19 protein-coding genes are annotated in these 15,789 nt (G+C 52.8%); 12 read left to right on the plus strand and 7 right to left on the minus strand.

The features are described 5' to 3' along the window. Positions 1–7 precede the first annotated feature (7 nt). The 3 genes from ACO0LH_RS01645 to ACO0LH_RS01655 form a co-directional block, all read right to left on the minus strand. Positions 8–1,744: a methyl-accepting chemotaxis protein gene (locus tag ACO0LH_RS01645; protein WP_422939301.1), complete on the minus strand. Its 1,737-nt coding sequence runs from the start codon at positions 1,742–1,744 to the stop codon at positions 8–10. A gap of 569 nt (positions 1,745–2,313) precedes the next feature. Continuing rightward, the gene (locus ACO0LH_RS01650; protein ID WP_422939302.1) at positions 2,314–2,736 is read right to left on the minus strand and encodes a hypothetical protein; all 423 of its coding nucleotides are present in this window, start codon (positions 2,734–2,736) and stop codon (positions 2,314–2,316) included. Between the two features lie 84 nt (positions 2,737–2,820). Continuing rightward, positions 2,821–3,078, minus strand: a complete 258-nt coding sequence (locus tag ACO0LH_RS01655) for a hypothetical protein (protein ID WP_422939303.1) — start codon at positions 3,076–3,078, stop codon at positions 2,821–2,823. Between the two features lie 360 nt (positions 3,079–3,438). Here ACO0LH_RS01655 and ACO0LH_RS01660 point away from each other — a divergent pair, with 360 nt between their 5' ends. The 6 genes from ACO0LH_RS01660 to ACO0LH_RS01685 all read left to right on the plus strand — a co-directional run bounded on the left by ACO0LH_RS01660 (position 3,439) and on the right by ACO0LH_RS01685 (position 7,370). Then, the gene (locus tag ACO0LH_RS01660; RefSeq protein ID WP_422939304.1) at positions 3,439–3,873 is read left to right on the plus strand and encodes a hypothetical protein; all 435 of its coding nucleotides are present in this window, start codon (positions 3,439–3,441) and stop codon (positions 3,871–3,873) included. Between the two features lie 124 nt (positions 3,874–3,997). Then, on the plus strand, positions 3,998–4,399 hold the full coding sequence (locus tag ACO0LH_RS01665) for an NUDIX domain-containing protein (protein ID WP_422940550.1): 402 nt from the start codon (positions 3,998–4,000) through the stop codon (positions 4,397–4,399). 290 nt (positions 4,400–4,689) lie between these two features. Next, positions 4,690–5,346, plus strand: coding sequence for a GNAT family N-acetyltransferase (locus ACO0LH_RS01670; RefSeq protein ID WP_422939305.1), 657 nt, complete (start codon positions 4,690–4,692; stop codon positions 5,344–5,346). Between the two features lie 39 nt (positions 5,347–5,385). Then, positions 5,386–5,946, plus strand: coding sequence for a GNAT family N-acetyltransferase (locus ACO0LH_RS01675; RefSeq protein ID WP_422939306.1), 561 nt, complete (start codon positions 5,386–5,388; stop codon positions 5,944–5,946). A 69-nt stretch (positions 5,947–6,015) separates the two neighbouring features. Beyond that, a complete protein-coding gene (locus ACO0LH_RS01680; RefSeq protein ID WP_422939307.1) occupies positions 6,016–6,573 on the plus strand; it encodes a GNAT family N-acetyltransferase in 558 nt (185 codons plus the stop codon). A 44-nt stretch (positions 6,574–6,617) separates the two neighbouring features. Continuing rightward, positions 6,618–7,370 carry an SIMPL domain-containing protein gene (locus tag ACO0LH_RS01685; protein WP_422939308.1) on the plus strand — a complete coding sequence of 251 codons (753 nt, stop codon included), beginning with the start codon at positions 6,618–6,620 and terminating at the stop codon, positions 7,368–7,370. Between the two features lie 23 nt (positions 7,371–7,393). On the opposite strand, the gene ACO0LH_RS01690 is transcribed toward ACO0LH_RS01685, so the two are convergent. Continuing rightward, the gene (locus ACO0LH_RS01690; RefSeq protein ID WP_422939309.1) at positions 7,394–7,690 is read right to left on the minus strand and encodes a CBS domain-containing protein; all 297 of its coding nucleotides are present in this window, start codon (positions 7,688–7,690) and stop codon (positions 7,394–7,396) included. Here ACO0LH_RS01690 and ACO0LH_RS01695 point away from each other — a divergent pair. Both ACO0LH_RS01695 and ACO0LH_RS01700 read left to right on the plus strand, forming a co-directional pair. Beyond that, the gene (locus ACO0LH_RS01695; RefSeq protein ID WP_422939310.1) at positions 7,689–7,859 is read left to right on the plus strand and encodes an SMR family transporter; all 171 of its coding nucleotides are present in this window, start codon (positions 7,689–7,691) and stop codon (positions 7,857–7,859) included. The genes ACO0LH_RS01690 and ACO0LH_RS01695 overlap by 2 nt on opposite strands. A gap of 117 nt (positions 7,860–7,976) precedes the next feature. Next, a complete protein-coding gene (locus ACO0LH_RS01700; protein ID WP_422939311.1) occupies positions 7,977–8,822 on the plus strand; it encodes a hypothetical protein in 846 nt (281 codons plus the stop codon). A 357-nt stretch (positions 8,823–9,179) separates the two neighbouring features. On the opposite strand, the gene ACO0LH_RS01705 is transcribed toward ACO0LH_RS01700, so the two are convergent. Then, the gene (locus ACO0LH_RS01705; RefSeq protein WP_422939312.1) at positions 9,180–10,184 is read right to left on the minus strand and encodes a hypothetical protein; all 1,005 of its coding nucleotides are present in this window, start codon (positions 10,182–10,184) and stop codon (positions 9,180–9,182) included. A gap of 66 nt (positions 10,185–10,250) precedes the next feature. Beyond that, positions 10,251–10,940 (minus strand): glycoside hydrolase family 75 protein, encoded by a 690-nt coding sequence (locus ACO0LH_RS01710; RefSeq protein WP_422939313.1) that lies wholly within the window; start codon positions 10,938–10,940, stop codon positions 10,251–10,253. Between the two features lie 526 nt (positions 10,941–11,466). On the opposite strand from ACO0LH_RS01710, the gene ACO0LH_RS01715 reads away from it, so the two are divergent. From ACO0LH_RS01715 to ACO0LH_RS01730, 4 genes are all read left to right on the plus strand, one after another. Beyond that, on the plus strand, positions 11,467–11,808 hold the full coding sequence (locus tag ACO0LH_RS01715) for a low molecular weight protein tyrosine phosphatase family protein (protein WP_422939314.1): 342 nt from the start codon (positions 11,467–11,469) through the stop codon (positions 11,806–11,808). Positions 11,809–11,810: 2 nt separating this feature from the next. Further along, positions 11,811–12,689 carry a hypothetical protein gene (locus ACO0LH_RS01720; protein ID WP_422939315.1) on the plus strand — a complete coding sequence of 293 codons (879 nt, stop codon included), beginning with the start codon at positions 11,811–11,813 and terminating at the stop codon, positions 12,687–12,689. 301 nt (positions 12,690–12,990) lie between these two features. Next, positions 12,991–14,058 carry a ribosome small subunit-dependent GTPase A gene (gene rsgA, locus ACO0LH_RS01725; protein ID WP_422939316.1) on the plus strand — a complete coding sequence of 356 codons (1,068 nt, stop codon included), beginning with the start codon at positions 12,991–12,993 and terminating at the stop codon, positions 14,056–14,058. Between the two features lie 206 nt (positions 14,059–14,264). Beyond that, positions 14,265–15,014, plus strand: a complete 750-nt coding sequence (locus ACO0LH_RS01730; protein ID WP_422939317.1) for a polysaccharide deacetylase family protein — start codon at positions 14,265–14,267, stop codon at positions 15,012–15,014. Between the two features lie 360 nt (positions 15,015–15,374). On the opposite strand, the gene ACO0LH_RS01735 is transcribed toward ACO0LH_RS01730, so the two are convergent. Beyond that, complete coding sequence (locus tag ACO0LH_RS01735) at positions 15,375–15,737, minus strand: YXWGXW repeat-containing protein (protein WP_422939318.1); 363 nt, start codon at positions 15,735–15,737, stop codon at positions 15,375–15,377. Between the last annotated feature and the right edge of the window lie 52 nt (positions 15,738–15,789).

Raw genomic sequence — 15,789 nt, forward strand, 5'->3', positions numbered from 1 at the left:
AAATTCTTCAAAACTCTTCCCAATCCGGTGTTTCCTGCGGCTGTGCTTTTGCTGCCCCAGCATCTGGCCGGGTTGGTGCGGCACGCCTGGGCGTGGCATGACTGGCTGCATGTTTGATCTGCCTGACCGGCGCTGACCTGGTGGCCACTGGCTGGCGATGGATGGCTTTGGTCGATACCGTGGATACTGAAGATGCCGACGATGCAGGCAACAGATTCTTGATCTTGAAGACGCTGACGACCTGCGACAGATTATGCGCCTGGTCTTGCAGCGAAGAAGCGGCAGCGGCTGCCTGTTCAACCAGGGCGGCATTTTGCTGGGTGGCTTCATCCATATGAATGACAGCCTGGTTGATCTGGTCTATGCCGGATGACTGTTCATGGCTGGCAGAGCTGATTTCACTGACGACATCGGTCACGCGGCGTATGCTTTCCACCACATTGCTCATGGCGACACCTGCTTCATCGACAAGCCTGCTGCCTGACGCGACTTTTTCTACCGAGTTGTCGATCAGGGTCTTGATTTCCTTGGCGGCAGAGGCAGAACGCTGGGCCAGGTTGCGCACTTCCGAGGCGACCACGGCAAAGCCGCGCCCCTGTTCACCGGCACGGGCGGCTTCCACCGCGGCATTGAGGGCAAGGATATTGGTCTGGAAGGCGATGCCATCAATGACGCTAATGATGGCCTCTATCTGTTTGGCTGAATCATTGATTTCTGCCATCGTGCCTACTACCTGCGACACCACGGCACCACCATCCACCGCCACCTTGGAAGCAGTCTGCGCCAGTACATTGGCCTGACGCGCATTGTCTGAATTCTGTTTGACTGTGCTGGTTAATTCTTCCATCGACGAGGCGGTTTCTTCAAGTGCGCCAGCCTGCTGCTCGGTGCGTGAAGACAGATCCATATTGCCGGTGGCGATTTCTGATGAGGCGGTGGCTATCGCATCGGTGCTGTGGCGTATTTCTGAACAGATTTTTTCCAGGCTGCCTGACATTTCTTTCAACGCCCGCATCAACTGGGCGATTTCATCCTTGCCGCTGTCGTCGATCTCCTTGGTCAGGTCACCAGCGGCAACGGCGCTGGCAACTTCGATCGCCGTATTGAGATTGCTGACAATTTTACGCGCCAGCATCAGGGCCATCGCTGCCACGGCTAGCACGGCGATCAGGCCGATGATGGACGATGTGAGATTAGCCCGCCTCAACACGGCGCTGGCCTGTTCTGCACCGGCGGCACCCAGTTGCACATTGTATTTCTGGTGTTCGCGCAAGGCTTCCAGCGCTTTTTGTACCACGGCCTGCTGCCCTATCAAGAGGTCTTTGGCTTCATCCATCTTGCCTTCTACCCCCAATGCCAGCACTTTGACGCGCAGCGCATCATAGGTGGCAAATGTGCTGCGGTCTGCGGTCAGCAGTTCGCGGTCTTTTTGGTCGGCGATATCTTCTTTTTCGTATTTGTCCAGTGCCTCGACCAGCTTGACCCTGGCAGCGTCAATACGTGGCAACATCGTCGCCCGTCTGGCTTCGTCGCTGTCGGCCAGATAAGTCAGGGTGGCGACACGCATGGTGGCCAGGGCATTGATGCCATCATCCAGTGCCAGCAGGCTGGGTACGGTATTGACATTGGCAAAATTGGCCGCTTCGAACACCGTGCTGATCTGGCTTAAACCCATGCCCACCAGGATAAGCAATACCACAGTGACGAATGCGGTCAGTATATAGAGTCTTCTTGCGATGCTCATGATGTCTCCTGACTATCGGTTTTTATAATAAAACGCGTTTTTGATTCGGTGCATCAGGCCATACTGGTGATAGGACTTGCAAATTCTGTTCAGATAAAAATTGCCGCAGATAAACAATATGTCGATTATGTCGCATTTGACGACCCGCATTTGACGACCCGCATTTGACGGCCATTTGTTAAGGATAGCGGCAAACTGTATTGATACAAGCAGCGTCGATATGCTGACACCTGCTTGCTCGACATCATGCATGGGTTAATCTATCAAAAAGACCCTGACAGCACATGACATTATTTGTAGTGAATTGTAAATTGTGTCTTGCGAATCACACATGGAGCGCAAGAAAAAAGTATCAGACCGGATTGATTTTCATTTGCATTGGACTGACCCGATTTGTATTGTCGGCTTTTACTACCGGCGCAGTTTAAAAATGAACCGTCTGTCATTCAAACTTGGCGTCCTTGTTTGCCAGTGATTTCGCCTGCATAAAAAAACGACGCCCAGTCCTGAGACCGGGCGTCGTTTTTTAGACTAAAAGCAAGCCTGGCAGGCTTGCTTCTACAGCGGGCTTACTTGGCTGCTGGTGCTGTTTTTACAGCTGGGCTGGCCGTTGCTGCGGTGGCGACTTTATCGTCTGCCTTTTTACCTGCTTTGGCATGTTTTTCGTGCTTGACATGCTTGCTGTGCTTCACTTGTGTATCGGTGCCTGTCACAGCGGTTTTGCTGTCTGTGCTTGCTGTCGCAGTTGCAGGCGCTGTTACAGGTGCAGTTGCGGACGTTGTTGCTGATGTTGTTGCCGACGTTGTTGCTTTAGTGGCCACAACAACAGGTTTCGCTGTCGGTGCCGGGGTAACCGCTGTTGTGGTCGTGGTGGTAGCAACCGTTGCAACTGGTGCTGCTGCTGTTTTGCTTACTGGCTCAGTTGGCGTTTTTGCAAAAGCACTGCCCATCAACAAAGTGGAAGCGATGAAAGCGGAGATAATTTTGTTCATGATCATTGTCCTTGATTTAAAAAATTTAAAATGCGTTGATTGCTGGAATAAGTTGCGTAACAATTTGCCTGACTAAGTACCTGATTATTTCGATGCTGCCGGTGCTGAGGCTGAAGCTGGTTTGGCTTCATCTGCCTTGACTACCTTTGCTGCTTTTTTTGCTTTCGCATGTTTGACATGCTTTACTGGTTTATCTGTACTTGCTGCTGGTTTGGCTTCGGCGGTGGCTGAAGCCACTGGTGCAGCAGCCTTGGCAGATGCCGATGCGCTGGCAGGTGTTTGTGCAAAAGCGCTACCCATCAAAACGGTGGAAGCGATGATGGCGGTGATCAGTTTGTTCATGATATGTTTCCTTTATTCCGGTTGAGGTGATTTGCTTGCCTGCCTTGTGTTTCATTTCAGCCTGCATGAGCAAAAAACGCCAGCCGACGCATCTGCGTTGACGCAAAAAACCACAGTGGGGTGTGCTTAGTGTTGTTGTTCTAAACGAGGGTGGTCTTGTCAACCGGATGGTGGCTTCATGCGTTACGCGCGTAAGGGTATGAATAAATCATGGCCCTGGCGCATCTCTTCCTGAGCTCCTCCTTTCTCCCTCCTGATTTTCATCTGGCTGCGCTTAAATTTTTTGCACAGCAGGGGCAGCACGCCAAAATGCTATCATTCACCTGCTTTTCTACCCATCACAGGAACAGGCAGCAATCCATGAGATATCTATTTGCATTCATTTTTTCCCTGTTTTCGACCTATGCGCTGGCAAGTGACATGGCACTCATCAGCGGCAAATACCGTTATGAGAAATATGCGCTGACCATGCCCAACGGGAATGTCATGTCGATGAATAACATCGGCGCCAAATCGATCAACATGGTGTTCAATCTTGACGATACCGTCATCATGGAACTGAAAACACTGGATGGAAAAATCATCAAGGAAACCGCCACCATCAAGGAAATCAAGATCAAGGGCAACAAGGGTTACTGGATCGCCAAATGGCCAGACATCAACTACAACGTGCGCAAGGATTTCACTTTCCATGATGATGTCTTTGAATATGAAATCAAATTCACCGACAAGTCAGATACTGTCCGCTATGGCGCAGTGGAACGTGCCACCCTCAGGAAAATGCCTTACTTTTGATGTCACACCTGTCAAATAATCAGGGCGCAAATGCAGGTACATTGCGCCAGCAGATACGCGCCGAAATCAGCACCATCACCGCCCACGATGCGCTTGAGCAAAACCGGCCACGCCACCGCAACACCTGGTATCGTATTTTGTCGTTACCGATGGTCAGCATGTTTTGCTGGTGGATCACAAGAATGCCCAGTTATGGCTGCCTGCGGGCGGCCATGTCGACGATGGCGAACACCCCCGCACGACGGTTCAACGCGAACTGTTTGAAGAACTGGGCTTTCATGCTGCGCATGACATTGCCGCACCGTTGATGATCACCTGTACCGGCACCGTTGGCCTGACTGCCGGGCACACCGATGTATCGCTGTGGTACGTGGTTCATGCCAGGCGTGAACAACCGCTGGTATTTGACACAGGTGAATTCAACAGCGTGCGCTGGTTTGCCTTTGCCGATCTGCCGTTTGACCGCAGTGACCCGCATCTGCGCCACTTCATGGACAAATATCTGGCTGTGCAAATGGCTATGTAGAGGTATGCAGGGTATGCAGGGAGGGCGTTTGAACGTACCGCCTGCGCCCAGCCGCTGTCAATGACATACATGATCTGACCAGCCCGCATACATCGCCCTCCTGCTGCGCTGAGTTCAAATACCCCCTGCAAAATGCCCCACCTGGCGCAAAAACAGGGGGACTTTGTAGTTCGGTGTAAAATTGCTACTTTACAAACAGCTGCGCACCTGCCGCAGCTCGTCACCACTGCTGCCGCACCTCACACTGACGGCTCCGACAAGACGATGCGTTCACCGACAAAGGTAACATCATGCAAAGCACCTTCAGCATTACCGAACAAAGTACCCTGCTCAGCGCCTGGGTCCATGGCTGGACCATTTCACGTGGCACGCCGCCAGCTGTCGCACTGGCCGATGATGGCTTTCATATCCCGGTTGGCCTGCCTGGCCACCTTGAACGCTATGTCCTCTACGGCCATGCTGTCAGCGCGATACGCTCGCTGGCACGCGAATTAAGCGCGGCAGATACCTGGCTTAAAATCTGCGCGCCTGTCACCGAAGTCGCTGCACTGTTGCCAGCCTGCTGGCAGATCAGGCCGGCAGAATACCTGATGCACAAAGCCATACGCGCCAGCCAGGCCCTGAACTTGCCTGAACGCTATAACATGCGCATTGCCGAAGACGGCCAGGCTGTCACCGCCCACGTGCTCAGCACCGATGGCCAGATCGCTGCCACCGGCCGCATGGCACTGAGCAGCCATTTCGCTGTGTTTGATCAGATCGTGACTGACCCGGCGCACCGCCGCAAGGGGCTGGGCCAGCAGATCATGCAAGCTCTGAGCAACCATGCGTTTGGCAGGCAGGCCAATACCGGCGTGCTGGTCGCCACCGAAGACGGCAAGGCGCTTTACACTGCCATCGGCTGGGCACTGGTGTCGGCCATGACGGCAGCAGTCATCTGTAGCTGAACACTTCGTACCTGAACATCTCAGACCTTAAACGACTTCATGCCTGCCTTTGACCAATTGACCCTGCATACCCGGCGCCTGTTATTGCGGCCCTTGCACCACGGTGATACCGACGCCATCATGCGCATACGCGGCAACCCTGCTGTCATGCGCTACATGCCTTCGCCACCGTGGACAGACATCGCCAGAGCCACGGCCATGGTTGAGCAAGACAAGGCTGCCATGATGAAAGGCGATTTCTTGCGCCTGGGCCTGGAGCGCCTGGAAGATGGTCTGCTGCTGGGCAGCTGCATCCTGTTCCACTTTGATGCCGGTTGCCGCCGTGCCGAGATCGGCTATGACATGGATGCCGCCGTCTGGGGCAAAGGCTATATGCATGAAGCCCTGGTCTGTCTGCTCAATCACGGCTTTGATGAAATGAACCTGAACCGCGTTGAGGCGGATATACACCCGGACAATCTCGGTTCAGCCAGAACTTTGGACAGGCTGGGTTTCAGGCAGGAAGGCTTGTTGCGCGAACGCTGGATCGTTGAGGGCGTGGTGGGAGATTCCGCCTTATATGGCTTGTTGCGCAGCGACTGGCGCGCACGTCAGCAATGAAGAAAATGCCTGCCATGGCCATCAACCTTACCAGAACATATCACTGAACACATAAGCTGAAAACCTACCATGCCTGCATTTGACCAACTGACACTGACTACCCCGCGCCTGCTGTTGCGCCCCCTGCGCCACGACGATACCGCCACCATTTTGCGCATACACAGCGACCCTGTCGTCATGCAATACATGAGCACACCACCGTGGACAGGTATTGCCCAGGCCACCGCCATGGTAGAGCGCGACCTGGCTGCCATGGTCAAGGGTGAATTCTTGCGTCTGGGGCTGGAACGCCTGGAAGACGGTGCGCTGCTGGGCTGTTGCACCCTGTTCCACCTTGATGCCGGTTGCCGCCGTGCCGAGATCGGTTATGACATGGATGCCGCCGCCTGGGGCAAAGGCTATATGCATGAAGCGCTGACCTGCCTGCTCAATTATGGCTTCGATGAAATGAACCTGAACCGCGTCGAGGCGGATATCGACCCGCGCAATATCGGTTCAGCCAGGTCTCTGGAGAGACTGGGTTTTAAACAGGAAGGCTTTCTGCGCGAACGCTGGATCATTGATGGCGTGGTGTCCGATACCGCCCTGTTTGGCTTGTTGCGCAGCGACTGGCTGGCGCGTGGGTGACACAGAAATCCCGCAAATCTTTACATCAGACACCGGAGCCTAACATGAACAAAGAACTGTCCCGCGCCCTCATCATCCTCGGCGTTTTGCTGGCCATAGGCATGTCGGCAGCAGCGTTTATTTTTGGCATGCAGGCCAAACACATAGGCGCAGGCAGACAAAGCATTTCGGTCAAGGGTCTGGCGGAAAAGAATGTGCAGGCCACGCTTGCAGAATGGAAGATCGGTGTCGCCGTTGTCGCCCCCAGCTTTGCCGAAGCCCTTGCCAAGCTGCGCACATCGCGGCCAGTGCTCGACAGCTTCCTCGCAAAGAATGGTTTTGACAAAAAAGCCCTGAAAGAATCGGAAGAAAGCGTCGGCCCGAATATGGAAACCGAAGAACTGCCCGAGGGCCGCAACCGCCAGGTACAGCGCGGCTTCAAGGCCAGCCAGAGCATCACTGTGACCAGTAGCGACCTGGCAAAAGTCAGCAATGTCAGCAAGGCGGCGCTGCAACTCGAGGCCGATGGCCAGCCCGTGTTTTATTCTTCACCGCTGTTCCTGGTGCAGAACCTGGAAAACCTCAAGATGTCGCTGATCGGTGCTGCCACTGAAAACGCCAGCAAGCGCGCCAGCGAATTTGCCAAATATGGCGGCGTCAGGGTCGGTGCCATGCGATCAGCTTCGCAGGGGGCCTTCTACATCCTGCCAGCCGGTGCCGAAGTCAGCGCGGATGAATATGGCGGTACTTACGATAAAAGCACCATAGACAAAGTCGCCCGGGTGGTGGTGACGATAGAATACAATATCGAGCACTGATGGTATTCAGCCATTGACAAGCCTCAGGCTTCGGTATCTGCCAGACGGCCACGGTACAGCGCTGCCACCAGGTCAGATTGCGTGACCATGCCAACCAGACGGCGCTCTGCATTGATGATGGGGATATGATGCAGGCCCTGGTCAGATAACAGTGGCACCAGTTCCACGATATGCAGGTCACTGCCCGCCGTGCGCACAGGGTGGCTCATGATTTGCCCGACGACTTCCGGCTTGGCAGAATGCATGAGATGCGTGCGGCGCAATAGTTGCCGCAGCTTTTCATCAAACTTTTCATAGACATCAAGGTAGGCATTTTTCATGAAATCAACCAGGGTGATGATGCCGATAGGCATTGCCTACGCCATCTGGTCAGGCGTCGGTTGGCTACTGTTCGGACAAAAACTCGATATGCCTGCCATTCTCGGCATGGTACTCATTGTTTCTGGCGTGATCGTAATGAATGTTTTTGCAAAAGCAAACCAGCATTAAGCGAAAAGAAATAAGCCCGCCACCAGAATAGCAAGACAGTTTCGTCATCCTGTGCGGCGGGTACGTTGACGATTGTTAAGACAAGACTATGGAAATCAATTGCTTGTTCTGGAAACGATGGCTGACGCTGTCGTAGAAAAACTGGTTGCCAATTTAAGGTCTCTCGTTTATGTTGATGGCTACCCGCCATCATTTGGTCATCATTGCCGTATGGATAAGAATCGCCTTCGTATCATCGTCGCCGTGGTATTGCTGGTCCCGGGCTTGCTGGTCTTGAAAGCCATCTTTCGCCGGGGTGACAGTGTGCCAGCCATACCTACAGAGATGGCAACCACGACGTCACAAGCTGCGATGAACAATCCATCTGTGCTGCTTGCCCCGACGACAGCAGAAGAAGAACAGGGCATGCAGTTTGCACCGGAAGCAGAAAAATTTGCTTCCGACATGGTCGAAGGCCAGGCCGGTTTGCGCAAATACCTGACGGCCACACAGGCAAAGCAGGTAACAGCCATGCTTAAGGGCCAGCATTGCGATTCACAAAAAATGACTGTGTATTACCAGCAAGCTGTCGCTGAAAAACTGCTGGTCAGCGACTGTAATTACGAAATCGAAGCCGCCTATGGCAACACACCAGCTTATTACGATATCGAATACAACATCATGCTGGCTGTCAGCAAGGATCAGATTCATGAATTGAAAAATGTCAGGGCATACAAATTCATGTACGAATCCGGTAGCCTGGCTGCTGTTACCAACCTCAATAAAAACGGTCGCCTGCAATTGTGGCTTGATGGCACAGTCTGCGAAAACGATAATAGCCAAGACATGCCCGCCATTGCCAACCTCAATGACCCGGTAGCTGAATGCGAAGCGACGACGATAGTAGAAATTATTGACGGCAAATTATTGCCGTTCAAAAAAAAGGCCCTGCCAGAGAAATTGCCTGGCAAGGCCGTGAACTGATGTGGTGTGCGGTAAGGGTTTTTGCTACTTGACTAGTTCCGCTATTTTGTCATTTCTTCCACGCATATCGGTAACAACGGAATCTACCTTTAGTTTGAATTGCATTACCGCTGCTTTCGCAGCGTCAAACTTCAATTTTTGCGTCACCTTCTGGTCGAGAGATACGGCAGAGAATTGACGTATCGCCTCGAACATATCTGTTTCAGCCTTGTTAATCGGGCCATTTTTAATATCGCAATCAGCTTGCTCATCTGCCGCAAGTTTAGCAACTTCTTTCGCCAGTTGATCAACAGCCAGCGCACGGATAGCAGAAGATGTTTTGAGGGCGACAATATCAGGTGTGTTTGTCGTATCGTCCTAAATTTTTTTGTCTTTTGCGGCAAAGGCAGCCGCTACTTTAACGGTATCCTGCGCAACCTCTGCCATGGTATTGCAACTCTTGGTTGCAGACGGCAAAGCAGAAGTATCCAGCGAGGCAGTACCCAAAGATAAATTGACGCCCGTATTCAAATCTTGCAGCAATTCGTTCACCCTCTTCAGTCCCGGGTCGCGATCACGAGTAACCGCATCACTGGCTTCTTCAAGACCGGCCAGGATATTGCAACTGCCATGATAAAAAATCGCATCACTGATGGCGGCGTCCAGCGTATACTGGGTGATGTTTTTACTTACACGATTATCGCGTATACGTTTGAGTGTTTTTTCACGTACAGAACGTATGGATTTTGACACCAGTTCAAACGCCTGAGATGAAAAGTAGACCTCATTGTATTCTGCGCGCAAGCCGCTGGTAAATGCGCCTGCACCTGAAAAAACCCTTGCCGTAGTAACCGATGTGATCAAACTACCCAAAGTGCCAAACATGGTGGTCGCTGCGCCGAGATTCAGATTAGTACGGGTAAACGATTTTCTTACACTGACCAGGTAGTCTGAACAGGCACTTTCTGAGGCCCAGATCAATCTGTCCTGGACGCGGTCACGCAAAACGCCACACCGTTCATCGCCTGAACAATGGGCGTAAAAGTACTGGCGTGCCAGTTCAATTTCGTCGCCAGCGATATTGGCTGCTGCCGGAGCTGCTACAGACTGGTCACCAGGTGACGCCGTACTGACTGCTTGTTGCGCTGATATTCCGTCTCTGTTTATTAATGCGCCTGGCTTAGAAGGATCTGTCTGCGCCGCCATTGCTATCAAAGTGGGCAGGCTGACCGGATAATCCGTGGGTGTGCCATCCGTCCGGTGATTACTGATTCTCGCCGCAGTGGATGGCCCGGGCTCCAAACCCTTGCCTGTCAGTGAACAGCCTGCCAATAAGCTGGCAACTGGAAATATCAATAATAAAAACCTCGCGGAATGACGCATACAGTCTCCAGATGTATAAGTGGAAGCACGTTGATGAAGCGAACAGGTGAAGCAATGCGTGAATGATTACCAGGCAATCTCCGGCAACAATGCCTTGAGCCGCGACAGACCACCCCATTGTGTAAATTTTTCTTTTGCGTGCTGCTCTATCACCTCAGGTGCCAGTGGCCAGCCTGTGCCACTACCCGGGAAGACCACATAGACGATGCCATGCGCAACGCCACCGTGTTTAGGGCTGCTGGGAATATCCAGTTTTTTTGCCAGTGCCATCGAGCCTTCGCCAATTTTTGCGCTGGGTCCATTGTCGGCATGAATACAGCCATAGACCAGGCCATTGCGGGTATTGATGGCGACGCTAAGGTCACCCAGCCTGGCACCAAACTTGAATTTCCCCGGCAAGACAAAGAAGGGGATATGTTCAGCATCGACATAGCGCAGCGGGTCTTGAACAGCGCGGGTTTTATCTTGCAGGGTGGTCGTCGAAATATAAAAACCAGGTGCAGGGTCGCCCTGTTTTTGTATAAGCGGCTTACCGGCACGTGTACCGTCATCGGTCACCAGTGCCCACCAATCGCCAGGCTTGCCCGCATTACCCAGATAATCAAGCCCCTGTCCAGACTGAGGATGATAAGCATGCGGCGCACCATCGGCATCTATCGCCATGCCCGCTTCAAAGAAATAGGCACTGCGATCATTTTCCAGCGTATAAATATCTGAATAGGCGATACGCGCCAGCAGTGTTTTTACATCAGCCATCAGCTTGCCCTTTATAAAAATATCCTACAAATTCACCGGACAGAAAAGCAGGCCAGACAAAGACAGTGCTGGCGAAAGCGCATACAAAATCAACAGACAAGAGTACCCCTGCAAATAAAATGCATCTGAAAACGAGGGGCCGGAGGGTGATGCGTACAATCTGGAATCTAAAATCTGGGAAAGCGATAAATCTAGCGAAAGAACCAGGCTCAGTGCCTGTTCGTGCAATTTAGGCGCGCTTGGCCTGGAAGATTTTTTGTTGAATCTCGCGCGCTGAAATTGCTTTATTGTATTTATATATAGATAATTATTTGATAGCTGAGTATATACTTATTAATAACTATCGCAAGCATTTTTCTCTGCGGTTGATGTTGTTTCTTTTCACAACAGCGGATACTTTCCCTTAGGGAAATCGCTTAAATGTAGTGTCCACCTGTATGTCATCCTGCTCAATGGCTGAATTGCCGAATTACTTAATGCAGGCAATCTGGCATGATGATGGTTCTCAAATTTTTTCTGCTTCTACATGCCGTCAAATCCCGTCAATGTACTTTTCGTTTGCAGCCGTAACCAGTGGCGCAGCCCGACTGCCGAACAGGTATGGCGCAAGCACCCCATGGTGCGTGCCCGTTCTGGCGGCACCAGCCCCAATGCCAGACATACCGTTTCTGCCGATGATGTGAGCTGGGCCGACGTCATCTTCGTCATGGAAGACAAACACAAATCCCGCCTGTTTGCCGAACACCGCCGCCTGCTGGAAAACAAGCCCGTGCATGTGCTTGATATTCCCGATGAATACAAATACATGGATGCCGACCTGGTAGAACAGTTGCGCCAGGCGGTAGGCGATATCCTGGGACTGGAATGAATGTGCATGACTACCCTGTCTGGATAGACCATTTCATCGCCCGATTTGCGTCTGCGTCCCTATTGCAAAAAACAGAAATCCTGCAATCGTTCACGCAACTTGACCAACGTCTGCCAGTGCAGGCGCAAGAACTGGTTTATCAAACTGCATTGCATGCAAAACTGGATACCAGCCCTGATGTGACAGACCATACAAACCAGGAATTATTCAGCACGGCCATCATCGCCTTAAGCAAAGCCACTGACATCAGGTCACAGGCCATCGCCCTGCTCAGCGACTGTCTGGCTCACCCGCTGTGGTTCATCCGTGGCAATGCAGCACTATCGCTGGCGATGCTGGGCGTGAGCGATGAAGCCATCATCAGTCGCATTGCAGACCTGCTGTTCGACAAAGCTGGCAATGACTGGCATGTGTTTGAATCTGCCCTTCAGGCATTGGAGATTTTGGGTGGGCGTGCACAGGGAGAATTACCCAAAGTCTTGCGTCTGGTATCGTTTTACCTACATGATACCGATGGCGGCGGTTGGAACGATACAGGTATTTACCTGGCAGACTGTCTTGCTGCCATCGGTGATAATTCAAGCGCTGTCATCAGCATGTTGTGTCAGATTATTGCCAAGCGCAGAAGCAGCGCCTACCAGGCCTGCATCGCTTTGGGCATGCTGGGTACGACCGAAGAACAGGCCACGCAAGCGATTGCCAGCTATTTATGCAGTGATGACATGCCCGCCGATGAGGCAAGAAAAGCGCATGAGCTGATTGATACACTGATCAGCGTCGCCGGTGAAAAACACGCCATCGTCGGGCAATGCCTGACGCATTTGCTGCAATCACCGTTTCCTGATGTGGCACATATCGCCAGACAGCGGCTGTCGTCATAACTTGACACACAAAAGCCCGACACTTGACGCCTGCATCACCTGCTGGCACACTGGCTGCTCCCATCAACCACCACAGGAGACAAAACCATGCGAACCATAGATATTGCCGCCCTGTCGGCTGCCTGATCCTGCCTCATCTTCCTGCTTTTCCCTGCAAATAAACTTGCACTAGTGTGTTGATACGCGCCTGATCCCGCGCCGGCCTCCATTTTCTTTTTCAGCACCTGCACGTCTGAAGCTTTTACGTGCGGGAAGGACTCGTGCATGCCACGGGTAACGAATTTGGGAACACACACTCATCATGATCAATTTTGATTTTGAAGCATTACGCCGCATCGGCCTGACACCCGTCATCGCCAACCAGCTCTATACACTGACACCACAGACAACCGGCAGCCACCATGTGGCCCGCATCACCGAAGTACATCGTGACACGGTGAACGTGCATGATGGAAAAACCGCTTTCAACACCAGGATCTTGCCACGCCTGTTGCTAGACAAGGACAGCAGCGATAGTGGTTTGGCCGTTGGCGACTGGGTGCTGACAGAAAGTATGCAGCATGACGACTATTGGGTCACTGACCGCATGCTGCCAATCACCCATCTGACCCGCCGCAGCAACGATGGCAGGCGGCAGGCACTGGCCAGCAATATCGACACCGCGCTGCTGGTCATGGGCCTGGATGCCGATTTCAATCTGCGCCGCATGGAACGTTACCTGGCGCTGACGCATGCCGCAGGCGTAGCCGCGGTGATCGTGCTGACCAAGGCTGATGTCAGCAGCGACACCGCAACGCGCGTGGCCGAGGTAGAACAACGCCTGTCTGCCAGCGTGCCCGTGATTGCCGTCAACGGCCAGAGTACCGATGCCGCCAGCGCTCTGGCACAGTGGATGGCTGCCGGGCAAACCCTGATTTTGCTGGGCTCATCGGGTGCAGGCAAATCCACACTGACCAATACCCTGGCCAGCAGCCAGCAACAAACCGGTGGCGTGCGTGCCAGTGATGGTCGCGGCCAGCACACCACCACCGCACGCTCGCTGCACTTATGTCCAGGAGGCGCCTGCATCATCGACACACCCGGCCTGCGCAGCCTGCAACTGGACGTGGATGAAGCGGCATTGAGCGCCAGCTTTGAAGACATTGAGGCGCTGGCAGAACTATGCCAGTTCCGCAATTGCAGTCACCAGAGCGAGCCTGGTTGTGCCGTTCGCGAAACAGTCGACGCTGACCGCCTGCACAACTACCAGAAACTGTTGCGTGAAGCGCGCCGCCACCAGCAAAGCCCGCTGGACAAAATCGCTGACAGGGCGAAATGGAAAGTGATGATGCGTTCTGTGAAAGAGAGGGACAGGCAAAAGCGCGGCTAGCAGTTAGCGTTTAGGGTTTATGGGCCTGCTCGCTGAATGTTCACTGAATGCTTACTGAACATTCAGTGCAGGCTGGATGGCCCGCACCGCCAAAGCGCTTGCGATGGCGGTGCAACTTGTCTTTTTGTTTTTACCAAATGTAAATTTCAATGCGCTTGATCATGCGCTGTGTATACTTGTGCGCATTAAAACGATACTGAGACTTCATGAAATACCCTGGCACCCGCCCTTTATTCGCAGTTATGCTCGGCCTGTGCAGCAGCCTCGCAATGGCACAGGAAAAGCCAGTGGAAATCCACACGCGGCTGGTGCAGCAGGCAGGAGCAGACAAGAAAGTGGCGCTGACGCTGGACGCCTGCTCAGGCAAGTTTGATGATGACCTGATCGAATTTTTGATACGCAACCGCATCCCTGCAACCATCTTCGCCACCAAAAAATGGCTGGACAGTAATCCCTATGGCATCTCTGTCATTAAGGCCCACCTGGATTTGTTTGATGTCGAAGACCATGGTGAAAACCACATCCCCGCCGTCATCGGTGCCGGCAGAAAAGTCTATGGCATACCAGGCCAGCCCGACCTTTTGCACTTGCAACGCGAAGTCAGCGAAGGTGCCAAGGCCATCACCCGCATGATAGGCGTGACACCCCGCTGGTATCGCGGTGCCACTGCTGAATATGATGCCCAGGCCGTCAGTGAAATCAATAGAATGGGTTACAAGATCGCCGGTTTTTCATTGAATGCCGATGCAGGTGCCACCTTGCGCAAAGCTGCCATCATAGAAAAAGTCAAACGCCTGAAATCAGGCGACGTCATCATCGCTCACATGAACAAACCCGCATCTGATTCTGCCGAAGGTTTGTCATCTGCCCTGATCAATTCGCTCAAGCAAGGCTTCATCTTCGTGCGCCTTGATCAGGTGGACATGGAACAGATACCTGACCGCAGGTTGAGATAGCTTAGTTAAATAACTTAGTTAAATAACTTAGTTAGATAACTTAGTTAGATAGGACGGCGGCTTAGCTAGATAAGGCTGATGAAATTGAGCGCAGTTTCAGCTTGTGCGGCTGTATGGACAGAAGGCCCAAAGGCGCATCACAGAAAAGGTCGAAGAGAAAACGATGCTTATCGCCTCATCTTATATCTTAAGGTGTAGAGTTTTCAACGCGACAATGATGCGTTCCAACTAGCCATATCATAGTTATATCACATAGGCTGCGCCACGCGCACCGCATGAAAATATGCAATACCGTCAGCCATCAGGCAAACGATATTGACATGCACGGATGCCGTTTTTCGGCATCCGCTTGCTACCGCATTAACGGCGATGCGGTTCCCAGTGACCTTCGCGGAAATGCCAGGAATTACCGACCTGCTCCCAGCGATGGCCAACCCAGTAATGGCCTGAACGCGGGGCCGACCAGTAACCGCCGTGCCATACATGGCGGCCACCTTCCCAGAACCAGGCGCCGCCTATCCACACATACCCTGCGGTAGGTGCCACGCCTATCACCTCAGCATAGGGCGCTGGCGGTGGTGCCTCTACCACGACCGTACTGATCGGGTAAGGCTGCTGCACATACACAGGCTGCGCATGATAGACAGGACGGGGTGCCACTACGCAAGCCGTCATCGTTGTTGCCACGGCGACAACCGCCAGGCATAAAGGAATGGTTTTCATTTTTACTCCTGAGTAATTTTCTGCAAGGCATTCTACAAACAAAGCCTGCATA

Source organism: Undibacterium sp. TJN19, assembly GCF_049339485.1.
GTDB lineage: Bacteria > Pseudomonadota > Gammaproteobacteria > Burkholderiales > Burkholderiaceae_D > Undibacterium.

What these genes read in the sequence shown, in the direction of transcription:
- ACO0LH_RS01675 (WP_422939306.1), top strand. Translation starts at nt 5,386, where the DNA reads ATGCCTGCCTTTGACCAATTGACCCTGCATACCCGGCGCCTGTTATTG.
- ACO0LH_RS01680 (WP_422939307.1), top strand. Translation starts at nt 6,016, where the DNA reads ATGCCTGCATTTGACCAACTGACACTGACTACCCCGCGCCTGCTGTTG.
- ACO0LH_RS01690 (WP_422939309.1), bottom strand. Translation starts at nt 7,690, where the DNA reads ATGAAAAATGCCTACCTTGATGTCTATGAAAAGTTTGATGAAAAGCTG.
- ACO0LH_RS01700 (WP_422939311.1), top strand. Translation starts at nt 7,977, where the DNA reads ATGGCTGACGCTGTCGTAGAAAAACTGGTTGCCAATTTAAGGTCTCTC.
- rsgA (WP_422939316.1), top strand. Translation starts at nt 12,991, where the DNA reads ATGATCAATTTTGATTTTGAAGCATTACGCCGCATCGGCCTGACACCC.
- ACO0LH_RS01705 (WP_422939312.1), bottom strand. Translation starts at nt 10,184, where the DNA reads ATGCGTCATTCCGCGAGGTTTTTATTATTGATATTTCCAGTTGCCAGC.
- ACO0LH_RS01655 (WP_422939303.1), bottom strand. Translation starts at nt 3,078, where the DNA reads ATGAACAAACTGATCACCGCCATCATCGCTTCCACCGTTTTGATGGGT.
- ACO0LH_RS01660 (WP_422939304.1), top strand. Translation starts at nt 3,439, where the DNA reads ATGAGATATCTATTTGCATTCATTTTTTCCCTGTTTTCGACCTATGCG.
- ACO0LH_RS01715 (WP_422939314.1), top strand. Translation starts at nt 11,467, where the DNA reads ATGCCGTCAAATCCCGTCAATGTACTTTTCGTTTGCAGCCGTAACCAG.
- ACO0LH_RS01645 (WP_422939301.1), bottom strand. Translation starts at nt 1,744, where the DNA reads ATGAGCATCGCAAGAAGACTCTATATACTGACCGCATTCGTCACTGTG.
- ACO0LH_RS01710 (WP_422939313.1), bottom strand. Translation starts at nt 10,940, where the DNA reads ATGGCTGATGTAAAAACACTGCTGGCGCGTATCGCCTATTCAGATATT.
- ACO0LH_RS01650 (WP_422939302.1), bottom strand. Translation starts at nt 2,736, where the DNA reads ATGAACAAAATTATCTCCGCTTTCATCGCTTCCACTTTGTTGATGGGC.
- ACO0LH_RS01695 (WP_422939310.1), top strand. Translation starts at nt 7,689, where the DNA reads ATGAAATCAACCAGGGTGATGATGCCGATAGGCATTGCCTACGCCATC.
- ACO0LH_RS01685 (WP_422939308.1), top strand. Translation starts at nt 6,618, where the DNA reads ATGAACAAAGAACTGTCCCGCGCCCTCATCATCCTCGGCGTTTTGCTG.
- ACO0LH_RS01735 (WP_422939318.1), bottom strand. Translation starts at nt 15,737, where the DNA reads ATGAAAACCATTCCTTTATGCCTGGCGGTTGTCGCCGTGGCAACAACG.
- ACO0LH_RS01730 (WP_422939317.1), top strand. Translation starts at nt 14,265, where the DNA reads ATGAAATACCCTGGCACCCGCCCTTTATTCGCAGTTATGCTCGGCCTG.
- ACO0LH_RS01670 (WP_422939305.1), top strand. Translation starts at nt 4,690, where the DNA reads ATGCAAAGCACCTTCAGCATTACCGAACAAAGTACCCTGCTCAGCGCC.